The organism is Agrobacterium sp. 22-214-1 (assembly GCF_053522465.1).
Genome location: NZ_JBNWCK010000007.1, coordinates 96362 through 119036, shown reverse-complemented (window position 1 = coordinate 119036; position 22675 = coordinate 96362). Strand labels below are relative to the sequence as shown.

General features: G+C 60.5%; 19 protein-coding genes. 2 read left to right on the top strand and 17 right to left on the bottom strand.

Features of this window, described 5'->3' with window-relative positions; all coding sequences use genetic code 11:
- Positions 1-66 precede the first annotated feature (66 nt).
- The 7 genes from ACQZ5G_RS21345 to ACQZ5G_RS21315 form a co-directional block, all read right to left on the bottom strand.
- Entirely contained in the window at positions 67-1095 is a 1029-nt protein-coding gene (locus ACQZ5G_RS21345) for a trans-3-hydroxy-L-proline dehydratase (RefSeq protein WP_448738834.1), read from the bottom strand.
- Positions 1096-1105: 10 nt separating this feature from the next.
- Entirely contained in the window at positions 1106-2815 is a 1710-nt protein-coding gene (gene lhpI, locus ACQZ5G_RS21340) for a cis-3-hydroxy-L-proline dehydratase (RefSeq protein ID WP_448738833.1), read from the bottom strand.
- 12 nt (positions 2816-2827) lie between these two features.
- Entirely contained in the window at positions 2828-4069 is a 1242-nt protein-coding gene (locus tag ACQZ5G_RS21335) for an NAD(P)/FAD-dependent oxidoreductase (protein ID WP_448738832.1), read from the bottom strand.
- Complete coding sequence (locus ACQZ5G_RS21330; protein ID WP_448738831.1) at positions 4069-4791, bottom strand: amino acid ABC transporter ATP-binding protein; 723 nt, start codon at positions 4789-4791, stop codon at positions 4069-4071. Before ACQZ5G_RS21330 ends, ACQZ5G_RS21335 begins: the two co-directional genes overlap by 1 nt.
- On the bottom strand, positions 4784-5437 hold the full coding sequence (locus ACQZ5G_RS21325; protein WP_174058855.1) for an amino acid ABC transporter permease: 654 nt from the start codon (positions 5435-5437) through the stop codon (positions 4784-4786). Before ACQZ5G_RS21325 ends, ACQZ5G_RS21330 begins: the two co-directional genes overlap by 8 nt.
- 12 nt (positions 5438-5449) lie before the next feature.
- Complete coding sequence (locus ACQZ5G_RS21320; RefSeq protein ID WP_448738830.1) at positions 5450-6115, bottom strand: amino acid ABC transporter permease; 666 nt, start codon at positions 6113-6115, stop codon at positions 5450-5452.
- Positions 6116-6187: 72 nt separating this feature from the next.
- Positions 6188-6994 carry an ABC transporter substrate-binding protein gene (locus ACQZ5G_RS21315; protein WP_003521709.1) on the bottom strand — a complete coding sequence of 269 codons (807 nt, stop codon included), beginning with the start codon at positions 6992-6994 and terminating at the stop codon, positions 6188-6190.
- A 440-nt stretch (positions 6995-7434) separates the two neighbouring features.
- Between ACQZ5G_RS21315 and ACQZ5G_RS21310 the strand changes: the two genes are divergently transcribed.
- Complete coding sequence (locus tag ACQZ5G_RS21310; RefSeq protein WP_448738829.1) at positions 7435-8472, top strand: Ldh family oxidoreductase; 1038 nt, start codon at positions 7435-7437, stop codon at positions 8470-8472.
- Positions 8473-8762: 290 nt separating this feature from the next.
- Here the strand turns inward: ACQZ5G_RS21310 and ACQZ5G_RS21305 are convergent, their stop codons facing one another.
- The 3 genes from ACQZ5G_RS21305 to ftsZ all read right to left on the bottom strand — a co-directional run bounded on the left by ACQZ5G_RS21305 (position 8763) and on the right by ftsZ (position 11791).
- Positions 8763-9728, bottom strand: a complete 966-nt coding sequence (locus tag ACQZ5G_RS21305) for a dihydrodipicolinate synthase family protein (RefSeq protein ID WP_003521712.1) — start codon at positions 9726-9728, stop codon at positions 8763-8765.
- 109 nt (positions 9729-9837) lie between these two features.
- Positions 9838-10536: a GntR family transcriptional regulator gene (locus ACQZ5G_RS21300; RefSeq protein ID WP_031234148.1), complete on the bottom strand. Its 699-nt coding sequence runs from the start codon at positions 10534-10536 to the stop codon at positions 9838-9840.
- 292 nt (positions 10537-10828) lie between these two features.
- On the bottom strand, positions 10829-11791 hold the full coding sequence (gene ftsZ, locus ACQZ5G_RS21295) for a cell division protein FtsZ (protein WP_003521714.1): 963 nt from the start codon (positions 11789-11791) through the stop codon (positions 10829-10831).
- Positions 11792-12268: 477 nt separating this feature from the next.
- On the opposite strand from ftsZ, the gene ACQZ5G_RS21290 reads away from it, so the two are divergent.
- Complete coding sequence (locus tag ACQZ5G_RS21290; protein ID WP_448738828.1) at positions 12269-12712, top strand: response regulator; 444 nt, start codon at positions 12269-12271, stop codon at positions 12710-12712.
- A gap of 433 nt (positions 12713-13145) precedes the next feature.
- Here the strand turns inward: ACQZ5G_RS21290 and ACQZ5G_RS21285 are convergent, their stop codons facing one another.
- From ACQZ5G_RS21285 to ACQZ5G_RS21255, 7 genes are all read right to left on the bottom strand, one after another.
- Positions 13146-13292, bottom strand: a complete 147-nt coding sequence (locus ACQZ5G_RS21285) for a DUF1127 domain-containing protein (RefSeq protein ID WP_003521716.1) — start codon at positions 13290-13292, stop codon at positions 13146-13148.
- Positions 13293-13509: 217 nt separating this feature from the next.
- Positions 13510-14112, bottom strand: a complete 603-nt coding sequence (locus tag ACQZ5G_RS21280; RefSeq protein ID WP_448738827.1) for a hypothetical protein — start codon at positions 14110-14112, stop codon at positions 13510-13512.
- A gap of 115 nt (positions 14113-14227) precedes the next feature.
- Positions 14228-15346, bottom strand: coding sequence for an ABC transporter permease (locus ACQZ5G_RS21275; RefSeq protein ID WP_003521718.1), 1119 nt, complete (start codon positions 15344-15346; stop codon positions 14228-14230).
- The gene (gene rbbA / locus ACQZ5G_RS21270; RefSeq protein WP_448738826.1) at positions 15343-18111 is read right to left on the bottom strand and encodes a ribosome-associated ATPase/putative transporter RbbA; all 2769 of its coding nucleotides are present in this window, start codon (positions 18109-18111) and stop codon (positions 15343-15345) included. The genes ACQZ5G_RS21275 and rbbA overlap by 4 nt, the downstream gene beginning before the upstream one ends.
- An 11-nt stretch (positions 18112-18122) precedes the next feature.
- A complete protein-coding gene (locus tag ACQZ5G_RS21265; protein WP_065657681.1) occupies positions 18123-19187 on the bottom strand; it encodes an HlyD family secretion protein in 1065 nt (354 codons plus the stop codon).
- 419 nt (positions 19188-19606) lie between these two features.
- The gene (melA, locus tag ACQZ5G_RS21260; RefSeq protein WP_003521723.1) at positions 19607-20980 is read right to left on the bottom strand and encodes an alpha-glucosidase/alpha-galactosidase; all 1374 of its coding nucleotides are present in this window, start codon (positions 20978-20980) and stop codon (positions 19607-19609) included.
- 22 nt (positions 20981-21002) lie between these two features.
- Complete coding sequence (locus ACQZ5G_RS21255; protein WP_448738825.1) at positions 21003-22673, bottom strand: ABC transporter ATP-binding protein; 1671 nt, start codon at positions 22671-22673, stop codon at positions 21003-21005.
- Positions 22674-22675: the final 2 nt, after the last annotated feature.

Genomic DNA, 22675 nt, shown 5'->3' with positions numbered 1-22675 from the left:
CAAGGACTTGGGCTGACTGGATCCCTGTGACAAGCACAGGGATGAGGGAAGCGCGGCGTATCGCGCTTACCGCGCACCCCACGTATCCGTCAGCCGATACCCCTCCGGCCACGGATCAGACGGGTCGAGCATGTGCTGGTGAATACCGGTGATCCAACCGCGACCGGAGATTTCCGGCAGGATGGCTGGACGGTCGCCGACCGTTGTCGTTCCAAGAATGCGGCCGGTGAAGGTGGAGCCGATCAGCGACACGGCCGTCAGGGTTTCGCCCTCCTTCATCTCGCCACGCGCATGCAGCACCGCCATGCGGGCTGAAAGCGCCGTGCCTGTCGGCGAACGGTCCACCTTGCCCGGCTGGATGGCGACGGCCGCCCCTGCCCGCAGGCCTTCGGCCGTGCGCTCCACCTTGCCGGCAAACAGGCAGAAGGAAAAATGCCGCCAGTCCGGGTTGTCGGGATGCTCGAAGCTCAAAGCCCTGTTGGCGGCATTGGTGATGCGCACGCCGAGGCGGGCGATCTCATGCGCCTCTTCCGGCTTCAGGCTGAACCCCATCGCCTCGGCGTCGACGATGACGAAGCTGTCGCCGCCATAGGCCGTGTCCACCTTGAGCGTGCCGAGGCCTTCAACCTCGAGTTCAACATCGAGCTTTGCGGCAAAGCTCGGCAGGTTCTGCACGAAAATGCGCTCGGCCTTGCCGTTGCGGCATTCGGCGCGCACCTTCACCAGCCCGCCCGGCGCTTCCAGCAGCATATGGGTTTCCGGCTCCTGCATCGGCACGATGCCGCCATCCAGAAGCACGGTGGAAACGCAGATGGAGTTGGAGCCGGACATGGGCGGTGTGTCTTCCGGCTCCATGATGATGAAGGCGGCATCCGCGTCGGGATGTTTCGGCGGCACCAGCAGGTTGACGTGCCGGAACACACCGCCGCGCGGCTCGTTGAGCACGAAATTGCGCAGGGTCTCATCGCGGGCGATGAAGCGGCTCTGCTCCCAGATCGTTTCGCCCGGCGGCGGCCTGACACCGCCGACGATCACGTCCCCGACTTCCCCTTCCGCATGGGCGGAAATGACATGAACGGTCTTGATACTGCGCATTCAGAACTCCTTAGGAAAGCCATGAAGGAAGAAGGGATGGAGCACGGCCGGTCAGCGCGCTTTCAACGCAATCGGCAAGACTGCCGAAGCGCACGGCGCGACCGCTGAGGCCGGGTCCGTAATGGGCGTATTTGCCGGAATTGGTCATCAGGGCACGGGTCTTCGTCGGGAAAACCGGCTCGGAAATGGAGCACCAGCAAAGATCAGGCAGCACCTGCACGCCGCTGTCGCGCAGGCTTTGCAAAGTGCCGTCCTGCCCGGCCGCATCGATGACCTGCTGGCCGGCTGTGACGATGACGGCGACATCCGCGTGACGCCGGCGGCCGGCAAATTCAGCCGCAAGCGTGTGGCACTCCTCCAGCGAGGCATGCGGACTGCCGATGGCGACAAGCTGCACCTCTTCCGGTCCCTCATTGAGAAGCGACCAGCCGGCGGCCATATCGGAGGGTGAGACAGTAACGATATCGGCCGTTTCGAGAGGCGGAAGACCGGCTTCCGGCGTTACGCCCTCTATATGAAGCATGGGCGCAGCGGAGGTGGTGCCGAATGCGGCGCAAAGCGCCTTTAGATCATCCCGTGACGGCTTCGCAGGGCCAAGGCCGCGCAGCAGCGGAATGCAATCCGGCGCGGCCTTGCCCGCCAGATAACCGACGAGCGGCCAGAAGGCATCATCCACACCCTGCGGCAAAGCCACATTGACGATGCGCTGAGGACGGCGATTTTCCTCCAGATAGACGCCGGCAAGCGGCGCCCTGCCCGTCAGCGCGATGCAGAGATCGAGAAAATCCGGATGTTTCGCCGTGCGCGCGCCAAGCACCGTATTGGCGAAGATCACCGCGTTCGATTCCGCCCAGGCGATCATGTCGCCGGCCTGCGGCGCGCTGTCGAGCAGGTAAGGCGAACAGGTGAAAGTCGGGCGACAGCCCATGCGCACATAGGCATCCGCCAGCCTTGCGGCCGGGTCGCCGAAATCCTCCGGCATGCCCTGCGAACGCCAATGCGCCTTGTCCACCGAAATGGCGTTCATGGTCGTCGGCACCCGTACCTTCGCGCCCATCTCCGCCATTTTTTCCGCGAAGGTGAGATTGGCGGGGCTGGCATAGATGCAGCCATCAATGTGGCCCTGCGTCACATCGACAAGCGCCGATGCCCCCTGCTGGGCGGCCATGGCGACGGTGATGCGCATGGCCTGCTGCACGGCGAGACCATCGCGCCCTTCGAGCATGGCCCAATCGTCATCCCGAAGATCGAGATGCGCCGTCGCCGGCGGCGTGATGGCAAGGGAAACGCCATCGGCTTCGATGGCCGTCTCATCGATACGGACATGAACGGCTTTGGAGAACCGGGCGAAATTTTCCGCGTCGAGGCGCAGCACCGGCAAAGGCTTGCCGAACATTTCGGCGGCGATCAGCGCGCCCAGTGTCAGCACGTCCTCGGCCTCGCAGAAGACCAGCGCCGAGGGCGCACGGCCCGTCAGGATTAGATCGAGCAAGACGCCCGAACCGGTACAGGAGCCACGGCTGGTGGGCATGAACAGCACGCCGCCGGTGAGACAGATGCCATGCAGCGGGTGGTGCACGTCGATGACCCGGCCGGTGGCGGGATCGACCCCGCCCCAGAAACTCAGCGCTTCGGTCGTCGCAATCACGGCACCTTCAGCCGAACCGGCCAAAATGCTGCGGGCTTCAGGAACGGCTGTTGTCGAGAGGGAAGAAGACATCGGAAATCCCCGTCAGAAGCGTTGCGGCGAAAATGCCCTTGTATCGATGGCGGGTTTTTGCCCCGTCAGAAGATCGGCGACGATGCAGGCCGTGCCCGCCGATTGCGTCAACCCCAGATGTCCGTGGCCGAAGGCATAGACCACCCGCGCCGTGTGCCGTGCTTGCCCGATGGCCGGCAGGCTGTCCGGCAGCGAGGGGCGAAAGCCCATCCACTGCTTGCCGCCTTCGGTTTTCAGGCCCGGCAGGAAGGCTTTCGCCTTGGTCAGCAGCGCTTCGGAACGGGCGAAATTGGCCGGAAGCTCGAGTCCGCCCAATTCCACCACGCCACCGACGCGGATGCCGGAGGAAAGCCGCGTGACGACGAAACCATGGCCGCCGAAAGTCACCTGCGTGCGCAGATCGAAGGCGCCGGACGGCAGGGTTGTATTATACCCCCGTTCGGTTTCCAGCGGAATTTTTTCCCCGAGCGAACGGGCGATGCGATGCGAAAAGGCGCCGGCTGCCAGCACCACCTTGGCGGCCCTGCGGGTGCGGCCATCATGGCTCACCACCTCGACACCGTCTTCCAGCGGTCGAAGCGAAGCGATATCGAGGCACTCGATACGGCCGCCGATGGTGCGGAAATGGTCGGCCAGCGCCAGCGTATAAAGCTTGGGATCGGCGATGGAATACCAGCCGGGCGTAAAGGTGCCGCAGGTGAAACGCGGCGCGATGCCGGGCTGTATCTCGGCCATCTGTTCGGCATTCAGATGCCGGAACTCGATGCCGTGACGTTCGCGCGCCTTCCAGCCGGCAAGCGAGCCTTCGAATTCCGCCTCGCTTTCATAGACCTGAAGGTTCCCCTCCTTGCGCAGCATCGCAATCGTGCCCGTCTTTTTGAGGAACGGCTCCAGCTCTGCCTTGGAAAGGTCCATCAGCGCCGTCTGGGCGGCGGTGGAATGTTCGACTTTCGATGCCGCGCAAGCCCGCCAGAACCGGAACATCCACGGCGCGATCTTCAGCGCATAGGCCGGCGGCACGCTGAGCGGACCCAGCGGATCGATGAGCCATTTCGGCGCTTTCCAGAGAATGCCGGGCGATGCAAGCGGCAGGATATCGGTGAAAGCGAAAGCGCCGGCATTACCGGCGGACGCGCCCGCCGCCGGTCCCTCGCGGTCGATGACCGTGACCGAGAGGCCACGACCCTGCGCCGCGATTGCCGCCGAGAGGCCGACGACGCCGGCCCCGATGACGATGACATCATTGGCTGGCATTACCGCACGCTCGCCAGGAACTTCTGGGTTTCAGGATGCTGCGGCGCGCCGAACAGCTGATCCGGCATGCCGATTTCCGCCATCACGCCCTGATGAAAGAAGGCGACGCGGTTCGAGACATCACGCGCGAAGGCCATTTCATGGGTGACGCAGATCATCGTCATGCCCTCATCCGCCAGCATCTTCAGCGTATCGAGCACTTCGCCAACCAGCATCGGGTCGAGCGCAGACGTGACTTCGTCGAACAGCATATATTCCGGCGACATGGCAAGCGCGCGGGCAATCGCCATACGCTGCTGCTGACCGCCGGACATGCGGTTCGGATAGACCTTCAGCTTTTCGGCAAGACCCACATGGGTCAGTTGCTTCACCGCGATTTCCTCGGCCTGCTCCTTGGAAATGCCCAGCACCTTGCGCGGCGCCAGCATGACGTTTTCGAGCACCGTCAGATGCGGAAAGGCGTTCCATTGCTGGAAGACGATGCCGACCTTGCGGCGCAGCTTGTTAAGGTCGGTGGACTTCGCATGCACTTCCGTGCCGTCGATGACGATCTTGCCGCTGTCGATCGGCTCGAGGCCGTTGATGCAGGTCAGCAGCGTCGACTTGCCGGAACCGGAGCCGCCGATGATGGTGACCACCTCGCCCTTGTTGACGGTGAGGTTGATCCCTTTCAGAACCTCCAGCGGGCCGAAGGATTTGCGGACGTTTTCGATCTCAATCATTGGGGGACCACCGTCTTTCGAGATACCCGCCGAAACGGGCGATGGGGAAACTGATAAGGAAATAGATGGCGCCGCAGATCATCAGGATCGTCAGCGGTTCCTGCAGGCGGGTAACGAGGATCTGCGAGGCGCGCAGAAGCTCGATGAGGCCGAGCCACAGCACCAGGGCCGAATCCTTCATGACGCCGAGCGTGAGCCCGATCCATGCGGGCAGCGACACGCGGGTGGCAAGCGGCAGCACGATGTAGCGCATGTCCTGCGACCAGGTCATGCCCAGCGAACGGCAGGCGCGGCGGGTGTTCGAGGGCACCGCTTCGATGCCGCCACGCACGATTTCCGTGCAATAGGCCGCGGTATAAAGCGACAGAACCACACAGGAGGTAGTGAAAGGCGGCCAGCCGAGCTTGGCTATCGACTGGAAGGCGTTGCCGAGCACGAGCTGGATGAGCAGCGGCACGGAACGGAAAATATCCAGCACGAAGGTCAGCGGCAGCGACCAATAGGGGCCGAACTGGAAACGGATGATACCGAAGACGATCCCCATGATGGTGCCCGCCGTGACGGCGACGGCGGTGACGGCAAGCGTCATGCCGGCACCCTTGGCCAGGAAGGCGAGATCACTCCAGGTGAGAGCGGTTTCAAACATGGCTCACCTCTCTCAATAACGGAACAGACGCGCAGCCAGCAATCTGGCGGCGAGCGTGACGATCTTGGCGATCACGTAATAGATGACCGCGGCGAACGCGAAGAATTCGAAGGTGCGGAACGAGCGTGCATTGAGCGCCTGCGTGACGCCGGCGAGATCCGTATTCATGCCGACCGTGACACCGAGCGAGGTCATGAGGATTGCCCAGACCATCTGGTTGGTGGCCGGCAGAAACGCAACGCGCAGCATCTGCGGCAGGATGATCAGCCGGAAGGTCTGCATCGAGGTCATGCCGAGCGAACGGCCGGAGCGCGTCTGCGTATCGGGAATGGCCTTTAGCGCACCGCGGAAATTTTCCGCGAGATAACCGGCATTGTTGAAGGCGATACCGACCAGAAGCGCCGTATAGGGGCTCAAATGAATGCCGAAATTGCCAAGGCCGAAATGGGCCATGTAAATCTGGAACAGCGCCGGCGTGTTGCGGGCGATTTCCACCCAGACGGCGGCGAAAGCGCCGAGAATGCGGTTGCCGGAAAGCCGGAACAGCGTCAGCACGATGGCGCAGGAAAGACCGATCACCATCGACAGAATGGCGATCTGCAGCGTCACCACCGCACCGTCCAGAAGCTGCGGCAGAGCCTTCAGCGCCTGATTCCAGTGGAATGTATAATTGAACATTAAGCGTCCCGCCTTTTCAGAAACGATCAACGGCGCGATCATCTTGACCGCGCCGTTTACGAAAAGTCCTGATCAGCGATAAACGCCGTTGACGGTGAGCGAGGGAACTTCGCCGCCAACCCATTTTTCATAGAGTTCGGCGTAACGGCCGGTGCGAACCTGCTGGTTGATGAAGAGGTTCAGGTAGTTGATGAAGCCGTATTCGTCACGGTTGGTGAAGAGCGCGACATAATCGATGTCATAGGGCGCCTTGCCGACCACGGAGATGCCGGCGAACTTGCCGCCCTTGACGTTGGACTGGGCAACCGTCGAGGTGGAAACGGTGGCGTCGATCTGACCCTGGCTGAGCGCGAGGAACACATCGGCCTGCGTCTGGTACGGACGGAATTCGCCAGTGCCCCATTCCTTGACCGTCTTTTCGAGCGCGATGGCCTCGAACGTGCCGGCAGTCGCGCCGACCGTCTTGCCCTTCATGTCCTCGAAGGACTTGATGCCCGACTTGTCGTTGGCGGTAACGGCCATTTCGAAAGCGAAGTAAGGCACGGTCATGCCGACCGTCTTGGCGCGCTCCAGCGTATCGGAGGTGGACGCAACGCCGACATCGACGCGGCCCGACATCAGCGCGGGAATACGCTCGGGGAAAGGCGTTTCGACGATTTCAGCGGTAACGCCGAGCGCCTTGGCGAGATCGTTGCAATAATCGACATCAAAGCCGATTGGGTTGTTGGCGTCATCACGCGCGCCCATGGGCGGGAAATCGAGCACGACGGCGCAACGCAGCGTGCCGGACGAAATGATGTCGTCAAGTTTGTCGGCTTTGGCCGGCGTAATAGCGAAAGTGGCGGCCAAGAGGCCGGCGACGATGACCGATTTTTTCATTCTTTATTTGCTCCCACAATTGGTCTGCCCTTGAAGGCGCGGTCACTATTTCCCTATGACGGCGATAAATCAACATAAAAATACAAGGAGTATACAAAAAGAATTTTTGCATGTGCGAACTGATGAGGTGTCGCGGATGATTACGCAAGCCGGCGCGGGGGGAGCGGACAAGGTTGGCGAAACGTCCAGCATCCTCATTCCGTGCTTGTCACAGAAATCTGGCCAGCCCAAGTCTTTGGGCTGAAAGAGGCTTTCCGACACGCAGACGCGCGCCGACTGGATTCCTGTGACAAGCACAGGAATGAGGGCTTAAGGTATCTTCGTGTTTGAGAGGGTGGCCTTCTGCTCTGACTGAGCTTCATCGAAAAGACACGTTGCAATAACCACACCTTTGTATACTTTATGTATTCAAAATGTGCGAGCCCTATCGGAGGACTATGATGAGCGACACGACCACCTTGACCATTGAGGCACTTTTCCAGCGGGTCGAGTCGATTTTTTTGAGGGCCGGGCTGAATGATGTACAGTCGGGAGCGCTGGCGCGCGTCATTACTGCCGGTGAGCGGGATGCCTGCAAGTCCCACGGCATCTACCGTATCGAAGGCGCGCTCCGCACCGTCAGCGCCGGCAAGGTGAAGCCCGATGCGACACCTGAAGTGGCGGAAGACGACGGCACGGCCATCGTGAAAGTCAATGCCCATGGCGGCTTCGCCAACCCTGCCTTCGAACTTGGCCTGCCGGTTCTGGTGGAGCGGGCGAAACGCGCGGGCATCGCTGCACTCGTCATCAATGACTGCACGCATTTCTCGGCGCTCTGGCCGGAAGTCGAGGGACTGACCGAAAACGGTCTCGCCGGGCTGGTCATGTGCCCGAGCTATTCCACCGTTGCGCCCACCGGCGGCAGCAAGCCGCTGCTTGGCACCAACCCCTTCGCCTTCGGCTGGCCGCGCAAGGACACCTCCCCTTATGTCTTCGATTTCGCGACCTCGGTTGCGGCCCGCGGTGAAATAGAACTGCACCGGCGGGCCGGAAAGCCCCTGCCGGAAGGCTGGGCTCTGGATGCCGACGGCAAGCCGACGACCGACCCGGAAGCGGCCCTTGCCGGCTCCATGCTGCCCTTTGGCGGCCACAAGGGATCGGCCATCGGCACGATGATCGAGCTTCTCGCCGGCATCATGATCGGCGATCTCACCAGCCCCGAAGCGCTCGAATTTCTCGGCACCACCACGCTTGCCCCGACCCATGGCGAGCTGATCGTCGCTTTTTCGCCTGAGGCCTTCTCCAAGGGGCGCCCCGGCGATCCCTTCCAGCGCGCGGAAGTGCTGTTCGACGCCATCATCGGCCAGGGCGCCCGCCTGCCCTCTGGCCGCCGCTTTGCCGCCCGCGCCAAATCCGAAAGAGAAGGCATCACACTTACCGCCGCTGAAATGGCCGGGCTTGACCGGCTGCTGGAAAAGGGGCTGGATGCGGTTTCCTGACCGTGTCGGAGAACAATATACATAATGCCCGCGGCCCGGTGCAGAGTTGACGGCGGAATCCGCAAACCTCTCCTCCGTCATCCTCGGGCCTCACAAGGCCGAGGATGACGCCGAGAGAATATCCACTCTTCATCACCAGCTTCGTGGGGATTGTAGCCGGCAGAAATTTAAACCGGACAGCCGTGGGACAAGTTCGGGGACGACGTCGAAGCCAAGAAACGCTCAAACCTCATAAATGCAAAAAAGGCCCGCAGTTGCTGCGGGCCTTTTGTTTTCACGTCAGCGACTGCTCAAGCAGCCTTGCAGGCCTGCACGGCGCCCGGAAGCTTGCTCCAGTCGGCATACCAGCTGTTGAACAGCTTGAACTGCGCCTCGACATAACCGCGCTGGCTGTCGGTCAGGGCGTCGGTTTCGTTGAAGTGCAGCGTGTATTCCTTGTCGCCCTTCAGCACCATCATATGCTTGAAATAGAGAACCAGATCCGGGCCTTCATCGAAGGAAGAGAGGACGGCGAGCGCCTGCTCCAGCTCCAGCGCGCGGGCGCGGGCATCGGCATCACCCTTGGCGGCGGCCTGCGACAGCTTGCAGAGGTGAATGACTTCCTTCGGCAGAACATTGCCGATGCCGGTGATGGCGCCGGTGGCGCCGCAATTGACGAAGCCATGGAAAACAGCCGTATCGACGCCGATCATCAGGGTGACGTCGTCATCACGGCTGGTGATGTTTTCGGCCGCATAACGCATATCCGCCGGGCCGCCGAATTCCTTGAAGCCGACGAGGTTCTTGTGCTCGGCACGCAGCGCGAAGAAGAGATCGGCGCGGGTGGCGAAGCCGTAATAGGGGCTGTTGTAGATGACCGCCGGGATTTCCGGTGCAGCCGAGAGGATAGCCTTGAAGTGGGCCTTCTGGGCGGCGATGACCGAACCGCGCGACAGGACGCGCGGAATGACCATCAGGCCCTTGGCGCCAACCTTCTGGGCGTGGGCGGCATGGGCAACGGCAGATGCCGTGTTGACCGCGCCGGTGCCGACGATGACCGGAATGCCGGCTTTCACCAGGCGCTCTACGCCTTCCATGCGCTGCTCGTCCGTCAGGAGCGGCCAGTCGCCCATGGAACCGCAATAAACGACGGCCGACATGCCATCGGCGATCAGTTCCTTGCCCTTGCGAACAAGCGCATCGAAATCAGGGGTGCGATCATCCTTGCAGGGGGTCATCAAGGCGGGAATCACGCCGGAAAAAATGCTGGCCGTCATTTCAAGCTCCTAAGGGACATGTTTTTCGGGAATGGACGCACCTCCGCGCCACCCTTTCGACAAGGACATTACAATCTTGTATTTTATTTGTCGACAAGAAATCGACAAGCTACAGATTTATTTCCAAACGCTCGTTTCGCACCAGCAGCTTCTGCACCTGCCGCACGATCTGCTCGGCATGCTCGCGGGCCAGTTTCTCGGAAAGAACGGTATCACGCGCGGCAATCGCCGCGATGATCTCATCATGATCGTCGACGAAGCGCTTCGGCAAACGATCGTCATAGGACTGGTAATAAAGCCTGAGGATGCGTCGCCCCTCGTCCAGCAGCCGCTTGAACAGGCTGGTAAAATAGGGATTGCGCCCGGCCTCGGCGATGGAAAGATGCAGGGCGGCATTGGTGGAAATCATCGCCAGCGCATCCTGCTCCTCCACCGCAATGGCGAATTCCGCATTATGGGCGCGGATTCCGGCCAGATCCTCCGGGCGGTGATATTGCGCGGCAAGCTGCGTCGTTACCCGATACATCAACACCAGCGCATCGAAATAGGTGTGCATGTTGAGGAAATCGATATTCGACACCATGGTCGAACGGTTCGGCAGCGTATCGATCAGCCCCTCGCCCGAAAGCCGCACCAGCGCCTCGCGGATCGGCGTGCGCGACATCTTGAACCTCTCGGCAAGCTGCACCTCATCGATGGGGCTGCCCGGCGGTAGAACCAGATCGAGAATCTCGTCGCGCAGCAGATCATAGACCATCTTCACGCCGGAGCCGCGCTTGCGCTCGGCAGAAGCAATTATATCCGTCATCATCAAATCCCTCTTGTCGACATAAAGAGTACTATTATATTTTTTCTCGATCAACGCTGCGCAGCACCGCGGCCTCTTCGAATGGCGGAATAATTGTTCAAAAACAACAAAAAGCCGTCGCGAAAATTGCCCGCGACGGCTTTTGATCGTTCAGTTTGTGGCGTGGACGCTGTTTATAGGGCATCGCCGACTAAAGAGGGCGATTTCCCTGGGAAGCGAAGAGTACGCCGCTTGTCTCTTCTCCCCGAGGGGGGAGAAGAAACGCCCAGCGATGTCCCGCCTCAAGCAAGCCTCAGTTGCGCAGGCCGGTGGCAACGACGGAAATCTTGAAAGCGCCGTCCAGCGTCGGGTCGAAGGAAGCGCCCATCACCACATCGGTTTCTTCGCTCACCGCCTCGCGCACCAACGTCATTGCCTCATCGATCTCGTAAAGCGTCAGATCGTTGCCGCCGGAAATGGAAACAAGAGCGCCCCGCGCTTCCTTCAGCGACGGTTCGCCGAGCAGCGGGTTGGCAATGGCTGCGGCTGCCGCTTCCGAGGCGCGCTTTTCACCCTTGGCCTGCGCCGTGCCCATCAGCGCCCGGCCGCCATTCTTCATGACGTAGCGCACATCGGCGAAATCGAGATTGACCAGGCCTTCGCGCAGGATGAGATCGGTGATGCAGCGCACGCCAAGCGAGAGGACCTTGTCGGCCGTCTTCAGTGCATTTTCGAAGGTCGTGCCGGCATCGGCAATGCGCAGCAGGTTCTGGTTGGGGATGACGATGACGGTATCTGCCGTGTTGAGCAGGTTGGCGAAGCCATATTCGGCAGCCCGCATGCGGCGCGCGCCCTCGAAGCTGAAGGGAAGCGTCACGACACCGACGGTCAGGATGTTCTTCGCCCGGCAGGCTTCGGCAATGACGGGGGCCGCGCCCGTGCCGGTGCCGCCGCCCATGCCCGCGGTGATGAAACACATGTCGTAGCCGCTCAGGTGATCCATGATCTCGTCGAGGGAATCGATCGCCGCCTGCCGGCCGACCTCGGGATCGGCGCCCGCGCCAAGCCCGCCGGTCAGTTCGGAGCTGAGCTGCACGAGCCGCGGTGCATTGGTCTTCTTCAGCGCCTGCGCATCCGTATTGGCGGCGATGAAATCGACGCCGCCGATGCCCTCGGCAATCATGTTGTTGATCGCGTTGCCGCCACCGCCACCGACGCCGACGACGGCGATATTAGGCGTGTTGCGGGCAATGGTGGCGCGCGGAGACTGGGTCATCGTCTTATTCTCTTTCTAAACTCATAGGGTCCCGCGCCGTTTTTTTAACTGCGGCACGCGAATGATCGGCAAGGTTCCAGCGCTTCCTCCCCGGCGGGGAAAGAGGCTGTAACGCTTTGAATTTTCATGCCGGCCTTTCACCCCATAATGGCGAAAGAACGGTGTTCCAGGGGGCGAAAGATGCTCCACGGCGACGTTCTCCGACCCCTTCCCCGGATGAAAACCGAACCGAATCAACTGCTTCGCTCTTGAAAGGTGATAGCCGAAAAGGCACGCCGTTTACACTCCATTCACTATGTTTATCTCACTTTGGAACGAGTTGCGCCGAGAAGTGTTTGCATGCCGACCGCGCTGGAGCGGCGGGAAATAAAACGGAACCGGTCCCGCCGCTCCGGGTTTAGTTGAAGCCTCGGATGATCCGCAACCGCGATACAGTTTTCCATCCGTTGCTCTGAAACACAGAATGGAGGCAGGCATATGTTGGCAGACGTCTTGCAAAGCGAACCGGGTTTCCGCACGGAACAGCCGCGTGTGCTGATCGTGGAAGACGAATTCCTCATCGCCATGGATATAGAGGATTCCATTTTGCAGGCGGAAGAAGAGGCGGATGTCATCGGTATCGCCAACCGGCTGGAAGACGCCGTGGCGCTTGGCAGCCATGCCGATATCGCCTTCGTCGACGTCAACCTTGCCGATGGACAGACCGGCCCGGAGATCGGCCGGCGGCTTTCTGAAGATCATGGCGTTGTGGTGATCTTCATGACGGCAAACCCCGAAGTCGTCGTCAATCTCGGCATCGGCGCCGGCGTGATCGCCAAGCCCGTGCCGCAGGATGCCGTGGAGCAGTGCCTCGCTTATGCCCTTGCCAGACGTGCAGGCACCCATGCCGTGACGCCCATCGGCATGATGGCTTTCGACTGAGATATTTCCTGAAGACAAAGGGAAGACACTGAAAACAAAAAAGCCTGCCGCGGGAGGAGGTGCGGCAGGCTTTTTGAAAAGATGAACAGCGATATGGGAGGAGGAAAACCGCTGTCCCCGGGGCAATCCTTTGGGAGGAGGAGTAGGATCACCCGCTTTACCAAAAGGATGTGGGAGGAGGTACATCCCTTTCGATGATTGGAAGATAGCATTTTTCTGCGCATTTGACAGGCATAAGCTTGCAGCACAGATATGCATTCAATGCATGGCGATATTTAACGCCTGACGTCGAGAAAACTCCACCCTTCGGCCCGGACGTCGACATCGCCGGATTATCTGGCGGATATTCGCGGTAGAAGCGTCCCATATCCCCAAAACAAAAACGCCCGCGGAGCGGGCGTTTGGGCATTCAAAAGAGGCGATATCGCCTTGATTACCTGCCAACGGCGGCGCGGGCGACGCTGGTGATCTGGCTGCGATCGATACCGAGATCGTGCAGTTCACGGGTGCTCATACGGCCGAGTTCGTTGATGGTCTGACGATATTTGCGCCAGTTATTGAAGCTGCGTGCTACGTTCATGACATTACCCTTTCTGAGGTTTAGGTGACGTCAGTAACGTTTTCGTTCCGGCGTCCTTTGATGCCCTCTATATGCGCTTTTCGATGACGAATTAACAGGCAGAATAAGGCAATCCACCCATGCGCCAGACGCAAGGGTTCCCCATGACGGTTTGCGACGAAAAAGAAACGTGACTAAAATTCAGACGGTTCGCCGGGTTTGGAACCGTCCCCGCCACTCAGAACTTGTAGCGGACGCCGAATACGTTGGCGTTTGTGGCGCCTTTCATATTGCCCAGTGTTTTGCCACCGCCGGAACGGTGGTGAAGACGCCAGAAGAATTCCGTCGAGGAATCCTCGCTGAAGGACACGTTGATTTCCGGTCCCAGATAAAACAGGACGTTTGCATTGCCGTCGTCCTTGATTTCCTGTTCCCGCTCGCGGCCGGGCTGCGCATCCGTGACGAGGCTGAGGCCGACGGTAAAGCTTGGCGTGATGAACAGCCGTTCTCCGAGCCTGATCTGCTCGTAACGCGCGACCGGGCCCGCCCAGACTTCACCGGTAAAGCCCTTGCCAAATCTGGCGGCGACGCCGATTTCGCCGCCGAGTTTCACGTTGCCGATGTGGTAAGGGTAGAACTGATAGCCGCCGCCCAGAATGGCATTGCGCTCATATTCCACCGGAATGAGGGCCGCACTTTTCAGCATGTCTTCTTTCGTCAGGGCGCCGCCGAAACCGAATATCGCTTCGCTCGTCTCCGACGTCATATCTTCTGACGCAAGAGAGGGCGTTGCCGCCAGTGCGATCATGGCTGCCAGTGACAGACGTGCTGCAATATTCATTTTGCTACTCCTGAACAAAGCCCGCTTACCCAGCCGTCCTCATAGGCATATTCACGGAAGGCGAACATACCGTTACCGAACACAATTAATTCAACTTGCGCGGAAACAGGCGGAATCAGCGCAGGAACCGTCTGAAACGGCGAAGCGCGAAAACGAAAAGCGCGGAGCCGATGGCCAGCAGCGCCAGCAATTGCGGCCAGACCACATCCAGCCCCGCCCCCCTGAAAAGCACCGATTGCGCCAGTATGACGAAATGGGTGTTGGGTGCGAGAAGCATGATGTACTGGATGATATCAGGCATGCTTTCACGCGGCGTCATGGCGCCGGAGAGCACCTGCAACGGCAGCAGGAACAGGATCAGCAGCATGCCGAATTGCGGCATGGAACCGGCCACCGTCGCAAGAAAGATGCCCATCGACGTCATGGCGAAGAGCTGCAAGGCGGTGCCGAGCAGGAAGAGCAGGAGCGAGCCTTCGATTGGAATGGCGAGCAGGCCCCTGACGACGACAAACAGCGAAAATGCCGAGGCCACCAGCACGACAAGGCCCATGGACCAGACCTTGCTGAGCATGATTTCCAGCGGCGTGACCGGCATGACCAGCAGATGCTCGACCGTGCCATGCTCGCGCTCGCGAATGAGCGCCGCCCCCGTCAGCACGATCGACAGCATGGTGATGGCGGTGATGATGTTGTTGATCGACCCGAACCACGACTTGTCCAGCTCCGGGTTGAAACGGGAGCGTAGCGTCAGGTCCACCGGCACCGACGTCGCACCGCGATAGCGGTTGATATATTCCTGAATTTCGCTCGTCACGATGCTCTGCACATAACCGCCGCCGCTGAAAGCCTGGCTCATGCGGGTTGCGTCGATATTGAGCTGGATGGCCGGCTGTTGCCCGGCCATCAGCCTGCGCTGGAAATCCGGCGGGATGTTGAGCGCGAAGGTATCGAGGCCCGCATCCATGCGCTTATCCATTTCCGCAATCGAAATCTGCTTCGGCGGGGAGAAATAGGGCGGATAAAAAGCCGTGCTGATGCGGCCGGAAAGCGGCGACTGATCCTCGTCGACGATGGCGATGGCGGCATTGTTCAGCGTCTCCGGCAGCGCGCTGGAGCCGGTGTAGATCTGCAGCGTGAAGGCGTAGACGATGAGCAGCAGCAACATGCCGTCGCGCGCAAGGCCGCGCAGTTCCTTGATGCCGAGCTGGAAGATGTTGGACGAAAACAGCTTCATGACGCCTGTTTCCTCAAAAGTGCGGCGCCGGCAATGAGAAGCAGCGGAATAGCGATGAGAAGCGGCAGGAACGAGCCGGAGAGCCCGGCGAAATCCAGCCCCTTGGAGAAGGTGCCGCGCGAAATGGTCATGAAATAGGTGGCGGGATAGACGTTGCCGATAAAGGCACCCGCCCCCTGCAGCGACGAAACGGGATCGATCAAGCCCGAATATTGCGTTGCCGGAATGAGCGTCAGCAGGGCCGTGCCGAAGATCGCCGCGATCTGGCTCTTCATGAAGGACGACATGAGAAGGCCGATGGAGGTGGCGATGACGACATAGAGCAGCGCTCCCGTCGCATAGGCGAGATAACTTCCGGTGAAGGGCACCTGAAAGATGAAGATGGCGAAGGCCGTCAGAAGCAGGAAATTGAGCATGCCGAGGGCGACATAAGGAAGCTGCTTGCCGATCAGGAATTCCAGCCGCGTGGTCGGCGTCACATAAAGATTGACGATGGAACCGAGTTCCTTTTCCCTGACGACGCTGAGCGCCGCCAGCATGGCGGGAATGAGCATGAGCAGCAGCGGAATGACCGCCGGGACCATGGCGACGAGGCTTTTGACATCGGGATTGTAACGATAGCGCGTTTCGATGCTGAAACTGCTTTGCGTCGCCGCGCTGCCATATATCTCGGCCGCCTTGCGCGCCAGCCATGTCTGGTGCATGCCCTGCACGTATCCGCGAACGGTTTCCGCCCGCTGCGGCATGGCGCCGTCGATCCAGGCGCCCACCTCCACCGTCTTGCCGCGCAACACGTCGCGGCCGAAACCGGGGGGAATTTCAATGGCGAGGCTGAGTTCCCCGTCGCGCATCCGCCGGTCCATATCGGCATAATCGCGGATCGGTTCCTTCTCGATGAAATAACGGGAGCCGGCAATATCGAGCACGTAATCGCGGCTGATGGTGGAATCGTCACGGTCCAGCACCGCGAAGGTCAGGTCCTCGACATCGAGATTGATACCGTAACCGATGACGAACATCAGGATGATGCTGCCGAGCACCGCCAGCGTGCCGCGAATGGGATCCCGCTGCAGTTCCAGCGCCTCGCGGCGCGTATAGCTGAACATGCGCCTGAAATCGAAAAACCTCTTACGATTGGGTGCAGCATGTTGCGTCGCCGGCACCTCCACTGTCGCAACAGGAGCGGCCGCAGGTTCCACCTTTTTGACGCCTGAAGCATCCTCGAGATAGGCGACGAAAGCCTCTTCCAGCGTTGCGGCATTGCGGCTTTTGGTAATCGCGTCAGGCGTATCGCTGATCAGCACCTTACCGGCATGCATCAGCGAAATCCGGTCGCAGCGCTCCGCCTCGTTCATGAAATGGGTGGAGATGAAGATGGTGACATTGTCGTTGCGCGAGAGATCGGCAAGGATTTGCCAGAACCCGTCGCGCGCCACCGGGTCGACACCGGAGGTCGGTTCATCGAGGATGAGAATATCAGGCGAATGGATCATCGCCACCGCCAGCGACAGCCTCTGCCGGATGCCAAGCGGCAGGTCGTCCGGCAGGGTTTCCATGACCGCACCGAGATCGAAACGCTCGGCCATTTCGGCAATACGCGGCTGAATGGTCTCTTCCGGCAGCTTGAACAGGCGGGCGTGCAGATCGAGGTTCTGGCGCACCGTCAGCTCGGAATAGAGCGAGAAGGCCTGGCTCATATAGCCGACCCGGTGACGGATCGCCATGTCGCTGGCATCCACCTTGTGTCCGAAAAGCTTCGCCTCGCCTTCGCTGGCGGCCAGAAGCCCCGTCAGCATCTTCATGGTGGTGGATTTTCCGCAACCGTTCGAGCCGAGAAAGCCGAAAATCTCGCCACGTGGAATCTTGAAGCTGACATTGTCGACGGCGGTAAAATCGCCGAAACGCATGCTGAGATGCGACGCCTCGATGGCATAGTCGCCCTCACCCGCCACCTTGCGCGGCGCGATATGGACTTCATGGTAACCCTTGCGCTTTTCTTCGGGAAGGAGCGCGATGAAGGCGGCATCGAGATTGGGTGCGGAGGTGCGCTCGAGAAGTTCGGCAGGCGAGCCGGTGGCTAATATCTTGCCGCCATCCATGGCGACCAGCCAGTCGAAACCGGCGGCCTCTTCCATATAGGCCGTGGCGACGATGACGCTCATGCCGGGACGCCCGGCCCGGATGGAATCGATCAGCTCCCAGAACTGCCGCCGCGACAGCGGATCGACGCCCGTGGTCGGCTCATCGAGAATGAGCAGGTCGGGATCGTGGATCAGCGCGCAGCAGAGCCCCAGCTTCTGCTTCATGCCGCCGGAAAGCTTCATCGCGGGGCGGTCGGCGAAGGGCTCGAGGCCGGTACTTTTCAGCAGCTCGGCAATGCGCGCCTGCCGCTCCCTGCCGCCCTGTCCGAACAGCCTGCCGAAGAAATCGATATTCTCGAAGACGGACAGGGTGGGATAAAGGTTCTTGCCGAGACCCTGCGGCATATAGGCGATACGCGGGCAGGTATCCTCGCGGTGGCGCGGATCGGACATGTCGCCGCCCAGAACCTCCACCTTGCCTTTCTGGATGGCGCGCGCGCCGGAGACGAGCGACAACAGGCTCGATTTGCCCACACCGTCAGGCCCGATAAGCCCGATCATCCGCCCGGCGGGGATCTCGACCGATATGTCGGCCAGCGCGATGGTGCTTCCGAAGGTCAACCGCACATCGGCCAATCGCGCGACCGGTGCATGCCTGTCATTCGTTGCGGGAGACGCGACCATGGTGGCCACCGTCACTTGACGAGATTGCGTTCGAGGTTTTCCGGCCAGGCGGCCTGCGGATCAAGCCGGACATAGGCCATGCCGGGCAGCCCGGTTTTGACATATTGGATATATTTCTGCAGCAGCTCCTGCGGGATTTGCGCCCTCACCCGGAATGTCAGCTTCTGGCGTTCTTCTTCGGTCTCCACCGTTTTCGGCGTGAACTGCGCGACATCGGCGACGAAGGAAACCTTGGCGGGGATGGTATATTGCGGGGCGGCATCCAGTATCAGGCGCACATCCGAGCCCATGGACGTGCGGCCAGCCTCGGCCGTCGGCAGGAAGAACGTCATATAGACATCGCCGAGATCGACCAGGTTCAGAACCCGTCCACCGGCGGACAGCACCTCACCGGGCTGGGCAATCCGATATTGCACGCGGCCGTCGCGGGGCGATTTCAGCGTCGCGTCGGCGATATCAGTCTCGATGCTTTCAATATCGGCCTGCGCGGCATCCACCGCCGCCTCGGCATCGACGATCTGCGCCTTGGCGGCGTTGATTGCGGCATCGGAGGCGGCAAGCGAGGCCTCGGCGGAAGCGAGCGTGGCACGGGCGGACTGTTCGGCGGCCTCACTGTCATCGACGATCTGCTGCGAGACGGCGTTGCCGGTCAGCAGCTGTTTCGAGCGTGCATAGGTCTTGGAGGCGGAATCGAGCTGGGCCTTGCGCTGTTCCACCACCGCCAGCGCCGAGGTCTTTTCCGCCTCCCGCTGGGCGACGAGGCTGTGGGCCGTATCGATTGCTATTTTCGCGCGGCGAAACTGTGCTTCCGCCTGACGTTTCCTCGCCTCCAGTTGCGCCGTATCCATCTGGGCAAGCACCTGCCCGGCCTTCACGAAATCGCCTTCACGCACCATGATGTCCTGAAGGCGACCGGCGGTCTTGGTGGAAATGTCGATCTCGACGGCCTCGATCCGGCCGTTGCTGGCCACGAAACCGGCGGGAAGTCCCTCACCCTTCAGCTTTGACCAGGAGAAATAGGCGACACCGGCAAGAACCAGAATCACCAGACCAACGAGCAAGCCTTTTTTAGACATCCGTCTTCCCCATGAACCCTTCGAATTTCAACCCTAATACGATGAAACCGAAGAAGCCAGCCACCTTTGCGTTTAGTATTCGCACCCGACATTTCTCCTGTTTGAGGGAGTGGGCCGGTTTAAGGGCTGTTTACGTGAGGGTGCGCTTTGCGGCTTTGACACAAGTCAAGTGCGCGGGAGGTTTAGGGCAAAAGCTGGAAGCACCATGGAGACTCACCGCCGAAATTGATGGGCGCCATGACAATCCCCGTCCGTCATGCTCGGGCCTGTCCCGAGCATCTGCTCCCTGTCAATTTTCGCTACGTGGGTGGTTCCTCGGGACAAGCCCGAGGATTACGTCGAATATGAAGAGAGGCGTGTCGGTGAACTCGACCGCAGACGAAAACCCGACGCCTCGCATTTTTCGCAGCAAATGCGCCTTACACCGCCCGCGCCCGCTTCACCTCCACCTGCGTCCATTCCGGCAGCCAATCGCGATGGGCCAGCAGCAGCTCGTCCACCAGCGACCAGATCTGGTCGAGATCCAGTTCCGCCGCCGTGTGCGGGTCCATCATCGCCGCATGGAAGATGTACTCGCGGTTTTCGCTCATCAGCGCCCGCACCGTCAGTTCCTGCACATTGATGTTGGTGCGCATAAGGGCGGTGAGCTGCGGCGGCAACTCGCCGATAAAGGTGGGCTGCACGCCGTTATGGTCGACAAGGCAGGGCACTTCCGCCGCGCAATCCGATGGCAGCGAGGTGATGCAGCCATTGTTGCGCTGGTTGCCGTAGATCACCGAAGGTTCGCCGGTCCAGACCGAGTTGATGATCGAAGAGGCATATTCCTTGGATTGCTTGACCTCGATCTTCTCGGCTGAGCGATAGGCGGCCGCCTGCCCCTTCCAGCGCTCGATCTGCTCGATGCAGCGCTTCGGATATTCATCGAGCGGGATACCGAATTTCTCGATCAGGTCCTCGCGCCCTTCCTTGATGAAATAGGGCGTATATTCCGCGAAATGTTCGGAACTTTCGGTGACGAAATAACCGAGACGCGTCAACATCTCGTAACGCACCTTGTTGGGGCAACGCGGGTTCCAGCCTGGTTTGGGCGCACGGCCTTCGCGATAGCCGCGCACGAGGTCGGGATAAAGGTTCTTGTAGCTGCCATCCGGCTGGCGGTGTTCGAACTCCAGAAAGAACGCCATATGGTTGATGCCGGCCGAACGGTAGCGGATTTCCTCATATGGAATATCGAGATCGTGGGCGAGCTCCATGGCCGTGCCCTGCACGGAATGGCAAAGGCCGACCTGCCGGATCGTCGGATATTTTTCCGCGATCGCCCAGGTATTGATCGCCATGGGGTTCACATATTGCAGCATGATGGCGTTGGGGCAGACGGCCAGCATGTCCTCGCAAATCTTCCAGAGGTGCGGCACGGTCCGCAGGCCGCGCATGATGCCGCCGACGCCGAGCGTATCGGCGATGGTCTGACGCAGGCCATATTTGCGCGGCACCTCGAAATCGGTGACCGTGCAGGGCTCATAACCGCCGATCTGGAAGGCCACGACAACGAAATCGGCGCCGGCGAGCGCCTTTTTCTGGTCCGTATAGGTTTCGGCTTTCGCCTTTGCGCCAAGCGTCGAAATCAGCTTGTTGACGACGATGGCGCTTTCTTCCAGCCTCTCGCGGTTGATATCCATCAGTGCGATGGTGGCGCCCGAAAGCGCCGGACGCTGCAGCACGTCGCCGATGATGTTCTTCATGAACACCGTGGAGCCTGCGCCGATAAATGTGATCTTGGGATCTCTTGCCATTTCTACCTCCAGCATTGGGAATTCAAGCGATTTCGAAGGCGGCCCGTACAAGCCGCTGAGTATATTCGGTTTTCGGATTGGTCAGCACATCCTCGACAGGCCCCTGCTCGACAATCTGCCCGCGCTGCATGACGATGACGCGGTGGCAGAGCGCGCGCACCACTTTCAGGTCGTGCGAGATGAACAGGTAGCTCAGGCCCCGCTCATCCTGCAGCTTGCGCAGGAGATCGATGATCTGCGCCTGCACGGAAAGATCGAGCGCCGAGGTCGGCTCGTCGAGCAGGATGAATTCCGGCTCCAGCGCCACTGCCCGGGCAATGGCGATACGCTGGCGCTGGCCGCCGGAGAATTCATGCGGGAAACGTGAGAGGATATTGCCGGGCATGCCCGCCGCCTCCAGCGCATCGCGCACCCGCTCCAGCCTTTCGGCCTTGGTTCTGCCCAGCCCGTTGACGACAAGACCTTCCTCGATGATCTGGCCGATGGTCATGCGCGGATTGAGCGAGGCGAAGGGATCCTGAAAGACGATCTGCATACGCGAACGCAAAGGCCGCATTTCAGCGCGGGAGCGGCCATCGACCCTCTCCCCGTCAAAGATCACCTCCCCGGCCACCGGCTCGTTCAGCCGCAGCAGGGATTGGCCGAAGGTCGTCTTGCCGGAACCGGATTCACCGACAAGCCCCAGCGTCTCGTGACGATTGAGGGCAAGCCCCAGACTGTCGACGGCGATCAGTTCCTTCAGCTCCGGTTTGAACAGCCCGCCGTAACGCATCATGAAAGAGACGCGCACGCCGCTTGCCGTCAGCAGCACGCCGGAATTTTCTGGCAGTGGTTTCGCCATGCCATGCGGTTCGGAGGCAAGCAGCTTTTTCGTATAGGGGTGCTGCGGCGCTTCGAAGAGCTTTTCCGTGGTGTTGTGTTCGCGCATCTCGCCATGCTGCATGACATAGACGTAATCGGAAAACTGCTTCACGATCGTCAGGTCATGGGTGATGAGAACCACGGCCATGCCGCGCTTCTTCTGCAGGTCGCGGATGAGGTTGAGGATTTGCGCCTGTACGGTAACATCGAGCGCGGTGGTCGGCTCATCGGCAATCAGCACATCCGGATCGTTGGAGAGCGCCATGGCGATCATCACACGCTGCCGCTGGCCGCCGGACAGCTGATGCGGATATTGCTTCAGCCGCGCTTCCGGTTCGGGTATCTGCACCTGCCGCAGCAGATCGAGCGCCCTCGCCTCGGCCTCTTTTCGGCTGAGTTTCGAATGAACGCGGATCGCCTCGACGATCTGGCTGCCGATCGTATAGATCGGGTTCAGCGAACTCATCGGCTCCTGAAAGATCATCGAGATGCGGTTGCCGCGCAGCGCCCGCCGCTGGCCGCTCGAAAACTTCAGAATGTCGTCGCCGTTGAAACGCACGGTCGCGGATTTCGAAACGGAAGCCCGCTTCGTCAAAAGCCCCATGATGGTGCGGGCCGTGACGGATTTTCCCGACCCGGATTCGCCGACGATGGCAATCGTCTCGCCCCGGTAAAGCTGGAATGAGATGTCCTTCACCGCTTCCACCGTGCCGTGCTCCACCCTGAAGGTCACGGCAATGTTACGTGCATCGATGATAGCGTCGTCATTTCGGTCATCGGCATCGAAGCGAATGGCGGGCGCGTAAGTGTTGTTCTGTGCAGCAGCAACCATGT